Annotated in this window: 15 protein-coding genes; 6 read left to right on the top strand and 9 right to left on the bottom strand. The window is 54.4% G+C overall.

What is annotated here, in order from left to right:
* Window positions 1-43: 43 nt before the first annotated feature.
* The 3 genes from ACN1CO_RS21380 to ACN1CO_RS21390 all read right to left on the bottom strand — a co-directional run bounded on the left by ACN1CO_RS21380 (window position 44) and on the right by ACN1CO_RS21390 (window position 3,409).
* Window positions 44-703 carry a DUF2931 family protein gene (locus tag ACN1CO_RS21380; RefSeq protein WP_419140597.1) on the bottom strand — a complete coding sequence of 220 codons (660 nt, stop codon included), beginning with the start codon at window positions 701-703 and terminating at the stop codon, window positions 44-46.
* A 181-nt stretch (window positions 704-884) separates the two neighbouring features.
* Window positions 885-1,544 carry a DUF2931 family protein gene (locus ACN1CO_RS21385; RefSeq protein ID WP_419140598.1) on the bottom strand — a complete coding sequence of 220 codons (660 nt, stop codon included), beginning with the start codon at window positions 1,542-1,544 and terminating at the stop codon, window positions 885-887.
* Complete coding sequence (locus ACN1CO_RS21390; protein ID WP_419140599.1) at window positions 1,535-3,409, bottom strand: phospholipase effector Tle1 domain-containing protein; 1,875 nt, start codon at window positions 3,407-3,409, stop codon at window positions 1,535-1,537. Before ACN1CO_RS21390 ends, ACN1CO_RS21385 begins: the two co-directional genes overlap by 10 nt.
* Window positions 3,410-3,866: 457 nt before the next feature.
* On the opposite strand from ACN1CO_RS21390, the gene dnaT reads away from it, so the two are divergent.
* The 3 genes from dnaT (at window position 3,867) to ACN1CO_RS21405 (ending at window position 6,475) form a co-directional block, all read left to right on the top strand.
* Complete coding sequence (gene dnaT, locus ACN1CO_RS21395) at window positions 3,867-4,403, top strand: primosomal protein DnaT (protein WP_313700777.1); 537 nt, start codon at window positions 3,867-3,869, stop codon at window positions 4,401-4,403.
* A complete protein-coding gene (dnaC, locus tag ACN1CO_RS21400) occupies window positions 4,403-5,143 on the top strand; it encodes a DNA replication protein DnaC (protein WP_419140628.1) in 741 nt (246 codons plus the stop codon). The genes dnaT and dnaC overlap by 1 nt, the downstream gene beginning before the upstream one ends.
* Before the next feature lie 198 nt (window positions 5,144-5,341).
* On the top strand, window positions 5,342-6,475 hold the full coding sequence (locus tag ACN1CO_RS21405; RefSeq protein ID WP_419140629.1) for an ROK family protein: 1,134 nt from the start codon (window positions 5,342-5,344) through the stop codon (window positions 6,473-6,475).
* Window positions 6,476-6,532: 57 nt separating this feature from the next.
* Here the strand turns inward: ACN1CO_RS21405 and xylR are convergent, their stop codons facing one another.
* The 4 genes from xylR to xylF all read right to left on the bottom strand — a co-directional run bounded on the left by xylR (window position 6,533) and on the right by xylF (window position 11,523).
* A complete protein-coding gene (gene xylR / locus ACN1CO_RS21410; protein ID WP_419140600.1) occupies window positions 6,533-7,711 on the bottom strand; it encodes a D-xylose utilization transcriptional activator XylR in 1,179 nt (392 codons plus the stop codon).
* A gap of 93 nt (window positions 7,712-7,804) precedes the next feature.
* The gene (gene xylH / locus ACN1CO_RS21415) at window positions 7,805-8,989 is read right to left on the bottom strand and encodes a xylose ABC transporter permease XylH (RefSeq protein WP_419140601.1); all 1,185 of its coding nucleotides are present in this window, start codon (window positions 8,987-8,989) and stop codon (window positions 7,805-7,807) included.
* Window positions 8,982-10,502: a xylose ABC transporter ATP-binding protein gene (locus tag ACN1CO_RS21420; protein WP_419140602.1), complete on the bottom strand. Its 1,521-nt coding sequence runs from the start codon at window positions 10,500-10,502 to the stop codon at window positions 8,982-8,984. The genes xylH and ACN1CO_RS21420 overlap by 8 nt, the downstream gene beginning before the upstream one ends.
* Window positions 10,503-10,530: 28 nt before the next feature.
* Window positions 10,531-11,523: a D-xylose ABC transporter substrate-binding protein gene (gene xylF / locus ACN1CO_RS21425; protein ID WP_419140603.1), complete on the bottom strand. Its 993-nt coding sequence runs from the start codon at window positions 11,521-11,523 to the stop codon at window positions 10,531-10,533.
* A 344-nt stretch (window positions 11,524-11,867) separates the two neighbouring features.
* Here xylF and xylA point away from each other — a divergent pair, with 344 nt between their 5' ends.
* From xylA to ACN1CO_RS21440, 3 genes are all read left to right on the top strand, one after another.
* The gene (xylA, locus tag ACN1CO_RS21430) at window positions 11,868-13,190 is read left to right on the top strand and encodes a xylose isomerase (protein WP_419140604.1); all 1,323 of its coding nucleotides are present in this window, start codon (window positions 11,868-11,870) and stop codon (window positions 13,188-13,190) included.
* A 17-nt stretch (window positions 13,191-13,207) separates the two neighbouring features.
* The gene (xylB, locus tag ACN1CO_RS21435; RefSeq protein WP_419140605.1) at window positions 13,208-14,650 is read left to right on the top strand and encodes a xylulokinase; all 1,443 of its coding nucleotides are present in this window, start codon (window positions 13,208-13,210) and stop codon (window positions 14,648-14,650) included.
* 400 nt (window positions 14,651-15,050) lie between these two features.
* On the top strand, window positions 15,051-15,302 hold the full coding sequence (locus ACN1CO_RS21440) for a hypothetical protein (RefSeq protein ID WP_419140606.1): 252 nt from the start codon (window positions 15,051-15,053) through the stop codon (window positions 15,300-15,302).
* Window positions 15,303-15,656: 354 nt separating this feature from the next.
* Here ACN1CO_RS21440 and ACN1CO_RS21445 read toward each other — a convergent pair whose 3' ends face one another.
* Window positions 15,657-16,898, bottom strand: coding sequence for an MFS transporter (locus ACN1CO_RS21445; protein WP_419140607.1), 1,242 nt, complete (start codon window positions 16,896-16,898; stop codon window positions 15,657-15,659).
* Between the two features lie 104 nt (window positions 16,899-17,002).
* A complete protein-coding gene (gene phoU / locus ACN1CO_RS21450; RefSeq protein WP_003849553.1) occupies window positions 17,003-17,737 on the bottom strand; it encodes a phosphate signaling complex protein PhoU in 735 nt (244 codons plus the stop codon).

The raw sequence follows: 17,737 nt of genomic DNA on the forward strand, positions 1-17,737 counted from the left end.
AATTGAATATCTTTTCAGCCAGTTACTAAATATATCGGGATCGTTACCATTGGCCGTAAGGGTATTTTTTTCCTTTGATAAAATCAGGTGTATCTCCATAATATTTATATCCATTTGGATGCTTGGTTACTCCTTTACAGATATCCAGGTTATCTCCTGAGACGGTTTTCAGAATTGACGGCGTGATACGATAATTAGGCTCAGATCGAATCCCCTGCAACCAGACAGCTACCTTTCCCCCCGGAGCCAGACCTATCTGTACTCTGTCGTAATATGCTGTTTTCCCCCAATAGTCTTTCTGCCCGGCTGGCCTGAGCATTTTTTCCAGATCGGCTTTAGGAATAGTCAGAGTGGTCTGATACACTTTTTTATCGATAATTGAGTCCCAGCAGAAAATAATATGCATTGGCGGGCGCTCAACGTGATTCCAGTAGCCGCCAGGCGCACGATCTTTGTCGTTCCATCCACCGATAACTTTAGGCAGATCGGGTGTGCTGTTCAGCGTGTTAAAGCGATAAATCGTACCTTCCGCATCTTGTACAACAGCGAACGTCACTAATGCCGGTAGCGAATTTGGGGTGAAAAAATCAAAGGTCCATTCTGCCGGTGCACCGTTCTGAGGAGAATCATTTGTGTGTGCTTCTCCCTGACAGCCAGTCAATACCAGAATAGTAAGAAGCCCTGCCACGCGTTTTATTTCCATATTTTATTCCCGCCCATATCGTAAACCGTACGCTGCCAGCGTTCGTCCGGCCGGTTAGTAAATGTCACAAGCTTTGCCGGTTTGACTGCACTGCTGATTCTTCTTTAACAGTTTCACTAATCACCCTTTTAAAATGGCTGGAATGAATATCTTTCAGCCAATTAATTAAATAGCGGGATCGTTACCATCGGCCGTAAGGGTATTTTTTTCCTTTGATAAAATCTTTTATGTCCTGGTCATATCCATAATTAAAGTCACTTTTCGTTATTCCTTTACAGATATCTAGTTTATCTCCTGAGACGGTTTTCAGAATTGAGGGCGTAACACGATAATTAGGCTCAGAGCGGATCCCCTGCAGCCAGACAGCTACCTTTCCCTCCGGAGCCAGACCTATCTGTACTCTGTCGTAATATGCTGTTCTCCCCCAATAGTCTTTCTGCCCGGCCGGCCTGAGCATTTTCTCCAGAATGGCTTTAGGAATAGTCAGAGTGGTCTGATACACTTTTTTATCGATAATTGAGTCCCAGCAGAAAATAATATGCCTTGGCGGGCGCTCAACGTGATTCCAGTAGCCACCGGAAGCACGATCTTTGTCATTCCACTGCCCGATAACGCCAGGCAGAGCAGATGTACGGTTCAGAGTGTTAAACTCATAAACTTTATTATCGGTATCCTGAACTACTACATACGTCACCAATGCGGGTAATGCTTTAGGCGTGAAAAAATCAAACGTCCATTCTGCCGGTGCACCATTCTGAGGAGAATCATTTGTGTGTGCTTCTCCCTGACAGCCAGTCAATAGCAGAATAGTAAGGAGCCCTGCCATACATTTTATTTCCATATTTTATTCCCGTCCATATCGTAAACCGTACGCTGCCAGCATTCGTCCGGCCGGTTAGTGAAGGTCATCAGCTTCGCCGGTCTGACCGCACCGCTGACCCTTCCCTCACTGTCTCTAAGTACGCTGTTCCAGTTAGCCGAGCAGTGGATATACTTCCCGGCCAGCATCAGAATTTCCGATGTAGTAAAGACAGTTCCAGGAATTCCACTTCTTGTGGCCCGTCCCATTATTATCGCTTTTTCACACAAGCTATTGAGTTCTGAGCGAACTCTTAACTCTTTATTAGTGTCCCTGATAGGATCGAAGATCACACCGGCATCCTGTGCCGCATCAAGCATCACCCGGAGCACCACCTTAGACCAGTCATTGCGGGTTAGTCTGTCAATAACCAGCGCCGCTCCACTGCGCTTTTGTAGTGTTCCGTAATGATCGGCTGGCATTCTGTCGTCATGCCAGACATCTGCATTGACCTCCACCGCATTCAGCAGCGGCGCTATCGCCGGATAGCCATCCATCGTTTTAAGCTGCGCGCAGGTCTGCCGATAAATCCGCGTTTCTGTATCGGGAGTTGAGATTGGTACGGTTTCAAACTCTGGCCGGGTAAGGAAACAGGCTTCGTGTTCTTCAGGATTGTAACCTCCGCCAATGTCGGAGTGCGCACCGGGAAGAGCCAGCTCAGGCCATGCCGGTTTGACACTGTTCAGCGCAAAGTTAAAGCGGCATTCGTGTTGCGCGGTGATATGAAATACCTTTTCCGCCACGCCCGGACGCAGTACCAGATTCACCTCACCTGTATCTGCGCTATGCGGGTTCATGCCATTAACCGGCGTTCCGATGGCCGCCACGGTATCGAAAATCCCCAGAAATCGGGTTTTACCGCCGGGCGTACCGGAGAACTCGACATCACCCAGCCCGATCTTAATTGCCGAGACAATGGTCCTGTCCTGGCTGAATACCCGGTTGGCAAAATGCCGCGCCGCCGCGGCTCCACGGCTGAAGCCAAAAATATCAAACTGCAGCTCTTTAATGACACAGGTACGCGCAGCGGCATGTCTGTTGAAATACCCCTGAATCGCGGCAGCCAGTATGGCAACAGCTTTATCTGTTTTTCTCACTACGCCGGTATCACCCCGACCGGTACCCATACCGTAAGTGCTGTCGCCCGTGCCGTCCTCTGTACCGATACCTTCAATATAAATGGCATACTGGCCTGTTCCCGTATCGGGCCTCACATCCGGGCTATAAAGCGAATTGAGCCAGTATACGTTGCTGTAATAGCTAAGATAGCTTCCAGCTGCGGTACCGCTGACTCCTTGATTCAGTCTCAGGCACTGCTCTAATCCAGACGTAGCCTCCGCATCATTCATCCCGAAATGTTCACCGGAACAAGCGGCCTGCCGAGCGCCGCTGTTATTCGCATTGTTGCCCGTTCCATCAAAGAACACACCGATGGTGAGCGTGATTTCCTGTTTCTTCTTCACTGCCTGTGCACGCTGTTCTGGCTCTGACTGCTGTGCTTTTCTCTCAGCAGCCTCAGCCCGTTCGGCTGCACGGCCAGCGTTGCAGTCGATCTCGTAAGTGTGCGTGCTGACGGAGGGAGTAAAACGGGCACGACAGGGGCAGGAGCTGTAACTGTGAAGAGAACCCGCCCACTCTTTCAGGACACCATTCACCTCATAGGTGTCCCCCATCCCCCCACAGACGCGAAACCGCCCTTCATGTTTTCCGCAGGTCACCGGATCGCCCTCCCGGACCTGCTGGCGCTCGATGCCGCCGATAGTGTACGTTTCATCAGACGCGCCGCTAAGAATCCGTCCGCCGCAGGTGGTTTTATCCAGGTGATATAAAAAGAATCCTTCAGTCATAATCCCTCATGAACTTTATGGCTATTAAGTAAGCGCATCATACCTTAATCATGACTTAACCCAAAAATTCATATTTATTAATGGTACTGATAAATACTCAACCAGCGACATGACGAGGTGTTTTTCGTCGTTTTATAGTTATTAATTTTTCTTAACTGCCTGTATTAGTGGTTATTTAATGTTTTAAAGAGATGATTTTAACTCTGTAATTTCTCCTTTAAGGTGTACCACTTACTACCTGTTTATGCTCTGGCAGCGCCTAAGCCATTCCATATACGAAAATGTTGTCACCTGGCGGTTAAGCAGGTTATTGATGGTACTAATCATTACATCGCTATCCGGGTCCTTCCAGGCGACCCTTTTTAAGCGATCCGCACCCTTAAAACAGGTACAATAAACACTTCTGCGTCGGCGACGGGTTCCCGACGCAAGGTGTTCGTTAACCTCAGGTCTTTTCATGTCAGCTAAAATCTTAACTTCAACGCTCATTGGCCTGGATGCCTTCCGACAGGATCCGCTGACTGCCCTGCAGCAGGCGGAAAAGGGCACGCTGGCGGTGTTAGATAATTATGCGCCGGTGATGTACGCCATCACGCCGGCGCGTCTGGCTGAGCTGCTGGCGCTGGAAGCCGCCGCCCGGCAGCCAAATGATGTGGCGCTGGATGACAGCCTCTATGATGATGCGCCCGCCGCGATTCATACACCGGCAGGCAAGTTCGCCATGTATCAGGGCTGGCAGCCGGATGCCGACTTTACGCGTCAGGCCGCTATCTGGGGCGTGGCGCTGAGTGAACCGGTGACTCCCAGCGAGCTGGCGGCCTTTGTGGCTTACTGGCAGGCAGAAGGCCGGATGTTCCATCATGTGCAGTGGCAACAGAAGCTGGCGCGCAGCATTCAGATGAACCGCGCCGCAAATGGCGGGCAACCGAAGCGTGATATCACGCAGTTGCCTGATCCTGACCGTACCATTCCCGATGGTTTCCGAGGTGAATGATGAAAACGCCAGATGATCTCTTTAACCGTCTGAAAAGAATGATGCCTGCGGGCACCCGTCCAAAATTTGCCAATGGTGAAGAGCTGCTGGCGTGGAATCAGGAGCAGGGTCGCCTGCGTTCAGAGGCGATTGTGCGTGAGAACCGCGCAATGAAAATGCAGCGCGTGATGGGCCGTTCCGGCATTCGCGAGCTGCACATGAACTGCTCATTTGATAATTACCGGGTTGAGAACGAGGGACAGCGCAAAGCGCTGGAGCTGGCACGTCAATACGCTGCTGAGTTTGATGGCAGCATCGCCAGCTTTGTCTTTTCAGGCCGCCCTGGCACCGGTAAAAACCATCTGGCCGCCGCGATTGGCAATGACCTGATCCTGCGCGGTAAAAGCGTGCTGATCGTGACGGTCGCCGATCTGATGTCGAGCATGAAAGGCACATTCAGCGGCAGCAGCGGTATTACCGAAGAGCGGCTGATTCAGGATCTCAGCAGTGTTGATCTGCTGGTGATTGATGAGATCGGTATGCAGAGCGAATCGCGGTACGAAAAAGTGATCATCAACCAGATTGTCGATCGCCGCTCTTCGTCGAAGCGCCCGACCGGCATGTTATCCAACCTCGACCATGCGGGCATGAATACGCTGCTGGGCGAACGCGTTATGGATCGTATGCGCCTCGGCAACAGCCTGTGGGTGCGTTTCGACTGGGAAAGCTATCGCAGCCGGGTTCGCGGCGACGAATATTAATCAGAGGCAACGCCAGGTCATTGCGCTCATCGGGCCGCCGGTGTTGCGGAAAACCCGGCGTTAATCCGGCGATCTGATCGCCGTCACGATCTCAGACACAGTCGATCGGGTTGTGTGAAACAGCACGCAAAGTGTGGGATGTGGAAAACGTGTGGCCTGATACACTCAATTCTTACTCCTCTGTTGAGTGAACCCGTGATGAAAACAAACGGCAAAGGCCCTGCACTACTGAGACTGAATAACCAGAAACGGGTGATGACTCAGCTGCGTAAGCTGCGCGTGACGTCGCGTCAGGATCTGGCAGAAGCGCTGACACTCAGCAAAAACACCGTCTCGTTAATCATTGATGACCTGCTGGAACAGGGCCTGATAGTGGAGCTGGGGCCGGTCAGCGTCGCGGCCGCCGGACGGCCTAAAATCGGGATTACTCTTCGGCCGGAAAAACTCAAGAGCGCAGGTATCATGGTGGAACGTAACGTTATCCACTGGCGGGTCTGCGACTACTTTTCTCAGGTGCTGGCTGAAGCGACGCTGCGCACCGATACCAGTAACCCAACGCGACTGCTGGCTGAGCTGGCCATGCTGTGCCGGGAACTGATAGAACACTATCCCGATCTGCTCGGCATTGGCCTGGGCTTCCCCGGTATCGTCGATCCCCGCCGCGGCTGGATGCACATTTCATTGCCACTTGAATGGCAGGATGTTGACCTGCTGAGCGCGCTACGCAAACACGTCCGTCTGCCCATTCGCATTATGAACAATGTTAAAGCCGCTGCGCTGCTGGCTGTGGAGCAGCGTGGATTATCCGTGGAGAGCGGCCACTTTTATCTGCGAATTTCAGAAGGAATTGGCGGCGCGCTGGTACAGCATGGCGAAGTGTTTACCGGGCACAGCTGGACAGCGGGCGAAGCGGGACATCTGGTTGTGCAGCCCGAAGGACCGCGTTGCAGCTGCGGCCGCCGGGGTTGCCTGGAAGTGCTGGTCAGCCAGCCTGCGATTAAGCAGCAACTGGCGCAGCGCCAGCCTGGCCTGAGCTGGGAGAATCGCGATAGCGCGCCCCGCATAGTGGATGAGGTGATGGCGCAGGCGGGTGGCTATCTGGGTGCAGCATTGAGTCAGATTATGCTGCTGCTCAATCCCGCTACCATCATTATTGATTGCCCGTGGAGCGCCAGTGAGGTCTTCTGCAAGGCGGTACGCGATACGGCTCACGGCAACGCGCTGGCCTTTACCGCCGCACATACCCAGCTGCACTTCCCGGAGAACCGCATTGACCCGGCTAACGGGCTGGCGCTGGCGGTGCTGGAGCAGAGTGAGCAGCGGATGATCTAGCCGGTCAGGCGCACAGGGTCATCCGGTCTCACTCCACGCCAGACTCAACCTTTCCCCCTACAACAAATTCTCCCCAAAATGCTGGCGATACTCTTTCGGTGTGGTGTCGTAGCTTTTGCGGAAGACGGAATAGAAGTACTGCAGCGAAGGATAGCCGCACATCTGCGAGATCTCATTGATGTTGAGCGACGAAGAAGCCAGTAGTTCGCGGGCTTTTTCGAGTTTTTCGCGGTGGATCATCGCATGAAGAGTGTCGCCGGTCTCATCCCGGAAGCGTTTCTCCAGGTTAGAGCGCGACAGCCCGACCGCATCCAGCACCTGCTCCACTTTAATCCCTTTGCAGGCATTGAAGCGGATGTAGTGCATCGCCTGAATCACTGCCGGATCGCGCAGCGAGCGGAAGTCGGTAGAGCGTCGGGCGATAACTTTCACCGGCGGCACCAGAATGCGCTGAAGCGGCAGGGGCTGCTTATCCAGCAGCCTGTGCAGCAGTTTGGCTGCCTGATAGCCCATCTGTCGGGAGCCCTGCGCCACGGACGAGAGCGCCACGCGTGACAGATAGCGGGTCAGCTCCTCATTATCAATCCCGATCACCGTAAGCTTCTCAGGCACCGGTATTTTCAGGTGTTCGCACGCCTGCAGCAGATGTCGCGCCCGCGAATCCGTCACGGCGATGATGCCGGTTTGCGGCGGCAGCGTCTGCAGCCAGTCGGCAAGTCGGTTCTGGGCGTGCTGCCAGTTTTCTGGCGCGGTTTCCATGCCCTGATAGACCACGCCCTGATAGCGTTCACGCCCCACCAGCTGGCGGAACGCTTGTTCCCGCTCCTGCGCCCAGCGCTTGCCGCTGGAAGCCGGTAAACCATAAAAGGCGAAGCGGTTGATGCCCTTCTCTTTCAGATGCAGAAAAGCTTTTTCCACCAGCGCGGCGTTGTCCGTAGCGATGTAATGTACCGGGGGATAATCTTCCTGCCGATGGTAGGAGCCGCCAACGCCGACAATCGGGACAGAAACATTCGACAGCAGGGTCTCGATGGAGCGATCGTCGTAATCGGCGATCACCCCATCGCCCAGCCACTCACGGATGTTGTCGATGCGGCAGCGGAAATCTTCTTCGATGAAGATATCCCAGTCAGTCTGCGACGCCTGTAAATACTCACCGACGCCCTCCACAACCTGACGGTCATAGACTTTGTTGGCGTTAAACAACAGCGTAATGCGATAACGTTTCTCATGCATGGTGGCGCGTTCCCTTAAATCCTCAGCGCATTGCATAACACGGCTGAAAGGGGCAAAAAAATTGTGTGCGCCACAATGTGATCGCCCGCGCGATTACACCCGACGCCGCGTTGCGGTATCCATCCACACCGCTAGCAGCAGAATTGCGCCTTTGACGATGTACTGCCAGAAAGTCGGCACATCCATCATGCTCATGCCGTTATCCAGCGAGGCCATGATAAAGGCTCCCATTACCGCACCCGCAACCGAACCCACACCGCCTGCCAGGCTGGTACCGCCGATCACGCAGGCGGCGATAGCGTCGAGTTCCGCAATATTACCCGCCGACGGCGAACCTGCACCAAGACGTGAGCTGAGTATCAGCCCGGCAATCGCCACCATCACGCCGTTGATGGCAAACACCGCCAGCTTGGTGCGTGCCACGTTTATGCCAGACAGGCGGGCAGCATCAATATTGCCGCCGATGGCGTAGATACGACGGCCAAATGCGGTGCGGGTTGCCATAAACATGCCCGCCAGCAACAGCACGGCCAGCAGTAACACCGGGGTCGGCACGCCGCGATAATCGTTGAGTAACCAGATGGCACCGAGCACTATGATTGCGGTGATCGCCTGACGTCCCACGGTGCCGCTGGCGGCACCCTGAGGCAGACCGAGCTGCTGACGACGCAGCCGCAGCCGCCACTGCCACAGGGTAAACAGCGCCAGACCGACAACGCCAAAGCCGAAACCGACGCCGCCCGGCAGATAACTCTGTCCAATCTGCGACATGCCAGGCGTGATTGGCGCAACTGTGGTGCCATCCGTAATCCCGACCAGAATGCCGCGAAACGCCAGCATCCCCGCCAGCGTCACAATAAACGATGGCACTTTACGATAGGCCACCCACCAGCCATTCCAGGTGCCGAGCAGCAGCCCCATCACCAGCGTCACCACGATGGTCAGCGGCAGCGGCCAGCCGAGCCAGACGTCGAATATTGCCGCCGCACCACCCAGCAGGCCCATCATAGAACCCACTGACAGGTCGATCTCCGCCGAGATAATCACGAACACCATACCCACGGCCAGAATGCCGGTGATGGCGGTCTGGCGCAGCAGGTTGGAGACATTACGCGCACTGAGCCACGAACCATCGGTGGTCCAGGTAAAGAACAGCGCAATCAGTACAATCGCGCCCAGCATCACCAGCACCTGCAGATTAGGCAGCGTGAACCTGCCCGGTGAGGGTTTGCCCGGCGTGCCGGAGAGGCGGCTTTGGGTACTTTCACTTTTAAGCATAATGTTCACTCCGCAGGGCAGCTTCCATCACCTGCTCCTGAGTCAGGTTATCGTTAATCAAGTCGGCTTTGATCTGCCCTTCGTGCATCACCAGCACCCGATCGCTCAGGCCCAGCACTTCCGGCAGCTCAGATGAAATCACAATCACCGCGATACCCTGCTGAACCAGCGCATTGATCAGCAGGTAGATCTCCTGACGGGCACCCACATCGATGCCGCGCGTCGGTTCATCCAGAATCAGGATTTTTGGATTGAGCAGCAGGCACTTCGCCAGAATCGCTTTCTGCTGGTTGCCACCGCTTAAGCGGCCAATCGGCAGTTCCGATGAGGAGGTTTTCACCCGCAGCCGGCTAATTGCGTCGTTGATCGCCTGCTGCTCCTGCGCTTCATCCAGCGTAGAGAGGCGATGGCTGAACTGGTCCAGCGCCGCCAGGGTAATGTTTTTACCCACCGCCATCAGTGGCACGATGCCATCCTTTTTGCGATCTTCCGGCACCATCGCGATGCCGTGCGCAATGGCGGCGCGGCAATCGATGATGTTGACCTGTTTGCCATTGATCCAGATATCGCCCTGCCAGCGTCCTGGCCAGACGCCAAACAGACACTGCACCGTTTCAGTCCTGCCTGCGCCCACCAGCCCGGCGATGCCAAGGATTTCACCGCGTCTGAGCGTGAATGAGACATTGTTGACGCGGCGGATGTGGCGGTTAACCGGATGCCAGGCGGTGAGGTTCTCCACTTTGAGTATCACATCGCCAATCTGATGCGGCGCGTGGGGATAGAGCGCGGTCAGCTCGCGTCCCACCATCATGGTGATGATGTCATCTTCGCTCAGGCCTGCCGCCGGACGGGTGGCAATATGCTGACCGTCACGGATTACGCAGATGGTGTCGGAGATCGCCTTAACCTCATTCAGCTTGTGCGAGATATAGATGCAGGCGATACCGTGTTCGCGCAGATTACGGATGATGCCCAGCAGCACATCCGTCTCCTGCTCCGTCAGGGAAGAGGTCGGCTCGTCCAGAATCAGCAGCCGGACCTGTTTGTTCAGGGCGCGGGCAATCTCCACCAGCTGCTGCTGGCCCAGGCCTAGCTCACCCACGCGGGTTGCGGGAGAGACGTTCAGCCCGACCCGCGCCAGTAGCTGCTGGCAGCGCAGGGTCATGGTTTCATCATCCACCATACCGAAACGGCTCAGTTCGGCACCGAGGAAGATGTTCTCCATCACCGTCAGTTGCCGCACCAGCGCCAGCTCCTGATGGATAATCACAATGCCTTTACGCTCCGTATCGCGAATGGTCTGCGCCTGAATGTCGTCGCCAGAGAAGTGAATCTGCCCCTCAAAATCACCGTGCGGATAAAGTCCGCACAGGATTTTCATCAGCGTCGATTTGCCCGATCCATTCTCACCGCACAGCGACATCACTTCGCCCGCCTCAAGTTGCAGGCTGACATCATTCAGCGCCTTCACCGCACCGAAACGCTTGGTGATGTTTTTCATTTCCAGCAGCATCGACTGTTCTCCCTCACGCTGTGCGCGGTCAGAGTTCGCTCTGTTTGTGGAAACCGTCTTTCACCACGGTGCTTTCGATATTGTCTTTGTTGACCGGAATCGGCTTCAGCAGTCGGGACGGCACATCTTTCAGGCCATTATTCAGCTTGCTGTTGCTGGCAGGCGTTTTGCCCTCGCCCAGTTCGACGGCAATTTTCGCCGCTTCGGTGGCCAGCTCAGTGATCGGTTTGTAAACCGTCATGGTCTGCGTGCCCGCTTTGATACGTTTAATCGCGGCCAGATCGGCGTCCTGTCCGGAGATCGCCACTTTTCCGGCCAGCCCCTGCGCACTCAGCGCCTGAATCGCGCCGCCTGCCGTGGCATCGTTAGAGGCGACGACCGCATCGATGTGGTTGCTGTTAGCGGTCAGGGCGTTTTCCATAATTTTCAGGGCATTTTCTGGCAGCCAGGCATCGACCCACTGATCGCCGACAATTTTAATGCTGCCATTATCAATATAAGGTTTTAACACTTTCATCTGTCCGGCGCGGAACAGACGAGCGTTATTATCCACTGGCGATCCGCCCATTAAAAAATAGTTGCCCTTAGGCACCTGTTTTACAATGCTTTCAGCCTGCTGCTCGCCCACTTTTTCATTATCGAAAGAGATATAAAAGTCGATATCGGCATTATTTATCATTCGGTCATAAGCCAGCACTTTAATGCCTTCCCGTTTCGCTTCAGCGACAACGTTACTCAATACCTGACCGTTGTAGGGAATTATCACCAGCACATCGACACCGCGGTTGATCATATTTTCGATCTGCGACATCTGAGTCTCTTCGTTGCCGTTGGCTGACTGAACAAACACCTTAGCGCCCAGTGTTTCCGCCTGTTTAACGAAAATATCGCGGTCTTTCTGCCAGCGCTCAAGGCGCAAATCGTCAATCGCCATGCCGATCTTCACTTCTTTTGCCACGCTGGTCTGGCTGAACAGCGCCAGCGCCGCGCAGGCGGCTAACAGTGCATGTTTCATCTTCATTGTGATCATCCTGTAGGTTGAGGCTATTGTTATCGCAGGCCGATAAACCAGGCGGATGAATTGTTGCCCTTCTTTTCGTATTACAGCAATTACTGATTTTTATCCGGCTATTACGTTTTTTGGTTTATTTCATTTTTTATGAGCGCGATCGAGCTTTCATCTTTTTAGGACAAGAGAGTGATAATGATAAACCGCCCCGCAAATAACATTATTTTGCGAGCTAGCGCACAAATAATAATTATCTGATACCCGGAATGAAATATCGTAATTGAGCTGAGGCAGCAGCCCATATTGAATATTGCTTCTACGCAGACCATTCGGGTACTGATGCTAAGGAGCAAACCATGCACGCTTATTTCGATCAGATCGATCGGGTTCGTTATGAAGGCACCCAGTCGACTCATCCTCTCGCTTTCCGCCACTACAATCCTGATGAGGTCATCCTCGGCAAGACCATGGCGGAGCATCTGCGCTTTGCTGCCTGTTACTGGCACACCTTCTGCTGGAATGGCGCGGATATGTTTGGTGTTGGCGCCTTTGATCGTCCGTGGCAGAAAAGCGGAGATGCGCTGCAGCAGGCAAAACTGAAGGCGGATGTGGCCTTTGAGTTTTTCCACAAGCTGAATGTGCCGTGGTACTGCTTCCATGACGTTGATGTCTCACCGGAAGGCGATTCGCTGCACAGCTACAAAGAAAACTTAGCTGTCATGACCGATAAACTGCTGGAGAAACAGCAGGAAACCGGCGTGAAACTGCTTTGGGGCACGGCAAACTGCTTTACCCATCCGCGCTACGGTGCGGGCGCTGCTACCAATCCCGATCCAGAGGTCTTTGCCTGGGCCGCGACGCAGGTCTGCAGCGCAATGCAGGCGACCAAAACCCTGGGCGGCGAGAACTATGTGTTGTGGGGCGGGCGCGAAGGCTATGAAACCCTGCTGAATACCGACCTGCGCCAGGAACGCGAGCAGATTGGCCGCTTTATGCAGATGGTGGTCGAGCACAAACACAAAATTGGCTTCCAGGGAACGCTGCTGATCGAACCCAAACCGCAGGAGCCGACCAAACATCAGTATGACTATGATGTCGCGACAGTTTATGGCTTCCTGAAACAGTTCGGGCTGGAGAAAGAGATCAAGGTTAACGTTGAGGCGAACCACGCCACGCTGGCCGGCCACTCTTTCCATCATGAAATTGCGACCGCCATCGCGCTGGGTATTTTCGGTTCCGTGGATGCCAACCGTGGCGATCCGCAGTGCGGCTGGGATACCGATCAGTTCCCGGTCAGCGTGGAAGAGAATGCGCTGGTGATGTACGAAATCCTCAAGGCGGGCGGCTTTACCACCGGCGGCTTAAACTTTGATGCCAAAGTACGTCGTCAGAGCACCGATAAATATGATCTCTTCTACGGCCATATTGGTGCGATGGACACCATGGCGCTGGCACTGAAAGTGGCGGCCCGCATGATCAGCGATGGGGAACTCGATAAGCGTGTGGCGCAGCGCTACAGCGGCTGGAATGGTGAGTTCGGCCAGCAAATTTTGAAAGGTGAGTTTTCACTGGAAGCCCTTGCGGCGCATGCTCAGCAGCAGCAGCTCAATCCGAAGCATCAGAGCGGACGTCAGGAGCAGCTGGAAAATCTGGTGAATCACTACCTGTTTGATTTCTAACCCTTCAGGAGCAGAGCATGTTTATCGGGATCGATTTAGGCACCTCTGGCGTCAAAGTGGTGCTGATGGATGCACAAGGCAACGTGGTGGCGACAGAGACGTCGCCACTGCAGGTTTCGCGTCCGCAGCCCTTGTGGAGTGAGCAGGATCCCGAAAGCTGGTGGCAGGCGCTGGATTTGTCCATGCAGGCGCTGAGCGCGCAGCAGGATCTGCGCGCGGTGCAGGCCATCGGGCTGAGCGGACAGATGCACGGTGCTACGCTGCTCGACAGCGCTAACCAGGTCTTACGTCCGGCCATGCTCTGGAATGATGGACGCAGCGAGGCGCAGTGCCGTGAGCTGGAGCAGAAGGTGCCCGATTCACGGTCGATCACCGGTAACCTGATGATGCCGGGCTTCACGGCCCCCAAACTGCTGTGGGTGCAGCAGCATGAACCGGCCATCTTCAGTCAGATTGCGCACGTGCTGCTGCCCAAGGATTATCTGCGCTGGCGATTGAGTGGCGACTTCGCCACCGATATGTCAGATGCCGCAGGCACAATGTGGCTGGATGTGGCGCAGCGCGACTGGAGCGATGTGATGCTCCAGGCCTGCGACCTCAGCCGCGATCAGATGCCGCAACTCTATGAAGGCAATGCCCTGACCGGTACTTTACATGCCGGACTGGCCGCACGCTGGAAGATGAACGCGGTGCCGCTGGCGGCGGGCGGAGGCGACAATGCTGCGGGTGCGATTGGTGTCGGCATGACTGAACCGGGCCAGGGAATGCTGTCGCTGGGAACGTCGGGCGTCTATTTCGTGGTGAGCGACGGCTATCTCAGCAATCCGGAACGCGCGGTGCATAGCTTCTGCCATGCGTTGCCGCAGCGCTGGCATCTGATGTCGGTGATGCTCAGCGCGGCCTCCTGTCTCGACTGGGCTGCAACGCTGACCGGTTGCAAAGATGTTCCTGAGCTGCTGGCTGAAGCCGAGCGTGCGCGCGATGACGTGCCCGACCTGTGGTTTCTGCCCTATCTTTCCGGTGAGCGCACGCCGCATAACAACCCCAATGCTGTGGGCGCTTTCTTTGGCTTCACCCACCAGCATGGCCGTCCCGAACTGGCACGATCGGTGCTGGAAGGCGTGGGTTTTGCTCTGGCACAGGGCATGGACGTGCTGCATGACTGTGGCGTTCAGCCGGAGAGCATTATGTTGATCGGTGGCGGCGCACGCAGCGCGTTGTGGCGTCAGATGCTGGCGGATATCAGTGGCCAGACGCTGGATTATTGCCATGGCGGTGAAGTGGGTCCGGCACTGGGGGCTGCAAGGCTGGCGCAGCAGGCGCTGGATCCCGCAGTTACTGTCCCGACGCCGGTTCTGGTGCAGCGACATCAGCCGGATCCGGCCAGGCTGGCGCATTACCAGTCGCGTCGGGCGACCTTTGCGACCCTGTATCAGCAGCTGCTGCCGCTGATGAAGTAAAGAGGCCCGGATGCTCTGCATGATAACAGGCTTTGCGTGGCATAGCGTCCGGCTCTTGCAGCTTGTTCTGTTGAAAAAAGCCTGTCGTAAACAGGTAATTCGTTTATTTATGAGAATTGAAAAAATAAAATTAAATAATTCCTTTCCTTCTAAGAAAGCGTTAACATTTTCACAGTTCTGTACTCAGGGCTAAATGTGTCAGGCAAGAAAGATTGACTTAATTTAAAATATCTGTGCAGCGCGACCTTTAAAAAGGAACTTTTTACCAATTCACCTCTGATTAATTAGCAATTCATGCTGACGTCCTTAAGCTTTATTTATTTACTGTTTACTTATTTTCTCATTGCGCTATAAATAAGCCACCCCACACAGGGGAGTTAACGTAAATAAGGACGTAACAATGAAAACTTTAAATACAAATGAAATCGAAATGGTAAGCGGCGCAGGTCTGACTGAGTTTCTGGCTGGTCTTAATAAGGCGATTAGCCATGTTGACACTGCACTGACTGACACCACCACAGCGCTTGAGGCTTCAACCAGCACCGGTCAGACCATCGGCCTGAGCCATAAGCAATTTGGCCTGAACATCGCTTCTGGTCATATGACAGGTCTGTATAATTTCCTGTCTTCATTTAACACAGCAGCACAATAAAGAAATCATCAGTATTTCCTGAGTGATAATACTGATAATTAAGGTTGTTATAGGCTGACTATAACAACCTGATTCAACCCTCATAATAATTTCACTCCTCATTTAAACTCTCCTTTTACTGATATCTGTGAATTAAAAGCATTTATCCTCTGCTCCATTCTAGAGCAGTAATTCGCAATACAATTCCTCTGAACGTCATCGCGTTAAAGCATAACTTTTCAGGTTAAATTCATAGCTGATGCTTATCGGGCACATTATGTCAGGCATTGATGTGATCAATAAAGTAAGTGGAGAGGGTTTCAGATTCGTAAACGCTGGGATCACACGCATCCCAGCGCCACTCTTATTACAGCATCAGCCAATTGCGCCCAGCGTATCTTCCTGACTCTGTTTCTTCGGCAGCAGGAACAGCGTCGCCGCAATATCCAGCAGATAAATCAGCGCCAGCAGGGTAATCGCCGCCGTGAACGAGAACTGGCTCGCCAGCAGACCAATCACTACCGGACCGAAGCCGCCCACGCCACGACCCAGGTTGAACAGGACGTTTTGCGCGGTGGCTCGCACCTGCGGCGGGAAGGTATCGGAAATCAATGCACCGTAGCCGCCAATCATGCCGTTAACAAACATCCCCATGATTGCGCCGGTAAACAGCATGATGTTCGGGTCGCGCAGCTGAGCATAAACCACGACCATCACCACCGCACCAAACTGATAGAGCAGGAAGATTTTCCAGCGCGCAAAGCGGTCGGCCAGCACGCCAAACAGCCAGATGCCAAAAGTCATCCCCACCACCGTTACCGCTGTCCAGAGGCCGGACTTCGTCAGGCTGAAGCCAAAGCTGGAAGAGAGGTAGCTTGGCATCCAGATCATCAGCCCGTAGTAACCAAAGTTCTGCACTGAGCAGAGGATGAAAATACCCAGACTGGCTTTGGCAGTGGCGCGATCGCGCACCAGCAGCTTCAGGCGTGCCGGAAACGAGAGTGACGGCACATGTTTAACCTGCCGCTGAAAGGCCTCCGGTTCGCCCATGCCGCGACGAATGGCGAACGAGACCAGCGCAGGCAACAAACCGACCAGGAACATGCCGCGCCAGCCGATGATATTCAGCAGCGGTGGCGTGATAAAGGCTGCCATCAGCACCCCAAGCTGCCAGCCGATACCGACCCACGCTGACGCGCGATTACGCTTTTCCGCAGGCCAGGCCTCGGCAATCAGCGCCATGCCGATACCAAATTCGCCACCCAGACCCACACCTGCCAGCGTGCGCCAGGCGAGCAGATCCCAGTAACCCTGCGCCACTGCGCACAGGCCGGTAAAGACCGAGAAGACCAGAATCGTGACGGTCAGCATACGGATGCGGCCATAACGGTCACTGAGATGGCCAAAGACGATGCCACCGATAACCGCGCCAATCAGCGTCCAGGTCACCAGCGATCCCGCCTGTGATGGATTGAGCGCCAGCGAAACACTGATAGCCGGCAGCATAAAGCCAAGTATCAGCAGGTCAAATCCATCCATGGCATAACCGCTGACCGCAGCCAGCATCGCTTTGCCCGGCGTTACGCCCGGCTTAGATTGGGGAGAAGGGGACATCATTGCGCACCTCAGAGAGTAAAGTGCCGCAATTATAAAGAGAGTTCAGGATGTGACCAATTGAAAAGGCTTATCCCTGCGCCAATCAGGCGCAGGAAAGCCAGGGATCAGGAAGGTTTGTTGCTGCCGTCGTCGCCCGACAGTAATTCATCAAGACGGTCACCGCCAACGTGACGGAAATCCTGACCTTTGACGAAATAGAAGATGATTTCGCAGATGTTCTGGCAACGATCGCCGATGCGCTCAATGGCGCGAGCACAGAACAGTGCCGTCAGCACGCTGGGAATCGTGCGCGGATCTTCCATCATGTAGGTCATCAGCTGACGCACAATGCCTTCATACTCTTTATCCACCTTTTTATCTTCACGGTAGATAGTGATCGCTTCATTGAGATCCATGCGGGCAAAGGCATCCAGCACATCATGCAGCATCTGCACGGTGTGACGCCCCAGCGACTCGAGACTCACCAGCAGCGGAAGATGCTGCTGACCAAACTTCTCCAGCGCCGTGCGGCTGATCTTCTCGGCCACGTCACCAATTCGCTCCAGCTCGGAAATGGTTTTGATGATCGCCATCACCAGTCGCAAATCGATTGCGGTCGGCTGACGTTTGGCGATGATGCGCACGCAGGCTTCATCAATCTCCACTTCCATCATATTGACCTTCTGGTCGCCGTCGATCACCCGCTGCGCCAGTTCACCATCCAGATTATGCATCGCAGTAATGGCATCGGTCAGCTGTTGCTCGACCATGCCGCCCATGATCATCACCTGGGTACGGATATGCTCCAGTTCGGCATTGAACTGACCGGAGATGTGCTTATTCAGATTCAGATTATCCAT

The sequence above is a fragment of the Pantoea sp. R13S299 genome, assembly GCF_048515925.1.
Lineage (GTDB): Bacteria > Pseudomonadota > Gammaproteobacteria > Enterobacterales > Enterobacteriaceae > Pantoea.